This is a genomic window from Clostridium sp. TJA038 (assembly GCF_058310255.1).
Window position 1 is genome coordinate 1 of the sequence record NZ_JBZEFA010000024.1, and the last position, 1,906, is coordinate 1,906.

General features: G+C 24.2%; 2 protein-coding genes. Both read right to left on the reverse strand.

All coding sequences use genetic code 11. The features are described 5' to 3' along the window. Positions 1-79: 79 nt before the first annotated feature. Positions 80-1,519, reverse strand: coding sequence for a bifunctional aminoglycoside N-acetyltransferase AAC(6')-Ie/aminoglycoside O-phosphotransferase APH(2'')-Ia (locus tag AC4FQV_RS11830; protein WP_001028144.1), 1,440 nt, complete (start codon positions 1,517-1,519; stop codon positions 80-82). Then, positions 1,520-1,906 (reverse strand): GNAT family N-acetyltransferase (locus AC4FQV_RS11835; RefSeq protein ID WP_243272037.1); only part of this gene is annotated, 387 nt, incomplete at its 5' end.

A 1,906-nucleotide genomic window follows, 5' to 3' on the forward strand; every position in this document is an offset into this window, starting at 1 on the left:
CACTTCCTTTATTATTTTTCATTTTTTTAAACTATTTAATACTAATGTCTTTTATAATAGCTTTTCATATATTATATAATCAATCTTTATAAGTCCTTTTATAAATTTCTTTTCTACCATTTTCGATAAATTCCTGTTTAATATTTTTAATTCCATAAACAATAGTTTCAATAGGATAATATTCTTCAACTATATCTTGATATTCTTTTGCTTTCTCAATATCTATATTTCCATACATTCTTAATATATCTTCTCCAAAATTTGTTCCTATTTCTTCTTCACTATCTTCAAGTAAGTATATAAAATCACAATATTCATCTATAATTCCAGAATCTCCAAAATCAATTATTCCAGTTAATCTATTATTGCCATCTAACAATAGATGATTACAACTAAAATCATTATGGCATAAACACTTTTTACCCTCAAAAACTGTTGTTGCATTTAGTCTTTCCATAAAACTTTCTATATAATCTTTTTCTATATCAGTTAAATCATTATAAATAGTTTCACGCAACAATATATACTCTTCTAATACATTTTGTTTATTATCAATAGTACATTCACTAATATCTGTATAATCTAAACCGTGCATTTGTCTTAAAAAACTGGCAATATCTCGTTTTAACAAATTTTGTTCTTCTTCTGACATAGTAGAATAAATTTCTGGTGTTAAAAAAGTTCCTTTAATTTCTTTATAACCTAGTATAGATAATTCATCACTAATATACGAATATTCAATATTAGGAATTTTTACATTAGTTTCTAAATTTGTATTTAAAAAATTATATATTGCTTTTTCTTTTGCATAACCTTTTTTCTTATTAGTACTAAATTTTGTTTTAAAAATGTATTCATTATTAACTAAATATGCCACACTATCATAACCACTACCGATTATTTCAATACTATCTACTTTGAAATTATCAAAGTAATGCTCAATTAAATATTTCATTGCCTTAACATTTGTGGCATTATCATCATATCTATATTCCATTAAATAACAATCTTCTTTTTTGCCCTCGTGTAATTCATGTTCTGGCAAATCTTCAATAATTCTAAAACCAGATTTTTGGTATGCCCTTATTGCTCTTGGATTATTTTTATGAGGGTCTAAAATAACTGCATTAGCATTTCTTTCTTTTTTCAAAAATTCAAAAATCAATTTAATATATCTTGTACCAATTCCTTTACTCCAATAATTTGGCTCTCCTATAAATTGATCCATACCATAGACTATCTCATCAGTTTTTGGATAATGATAATCAGTATATAACTCATCATACATTTTATATATTTGTCCATATCCAATAGGAACATTGTTATATTCAATAATTACTCTAAAAACTTCATCTTCCCAAGGCTCTGTATAATGTTTTTTTAATGATTCTAATGTATATTTTTTATCTCTACCACCATAAAATTCTAATACTCTTTCATCAGTTAACCATTTTAACATCAAAGGAAAATCATCATCTATTAAAGTTCTTATACATATTTCATTTTCAACTATATTCATTTATTTATCACCTTTTTCATAATCATATACATATACTATTTCATCTTTATAATCATTTTTACCACCTAATTTTTCATATACATGGCAAGCTCTAGGATTACCTTTATCAGTTATTAAAAACATTTCAGAACAACCAATCTCTTTAGAATATTCCTTAATAAAAGATAATAATTTTGAACCATAACCTTTGTCTTGATAGTTAGGTAACATTCCTATTGAGTGTAAATAAAACATTGTTTTTCCATCAGGTCTTAAAAGTGTATAGCAATATGCAAATCCTATAATTTTATTATTTTCTTTAGCTATAAACCCAAATGAACTGGTATCATTAAGAAATCCTTTTAAATTATCAATATCAAAAACCATATTATCATCAATTAAAAACTC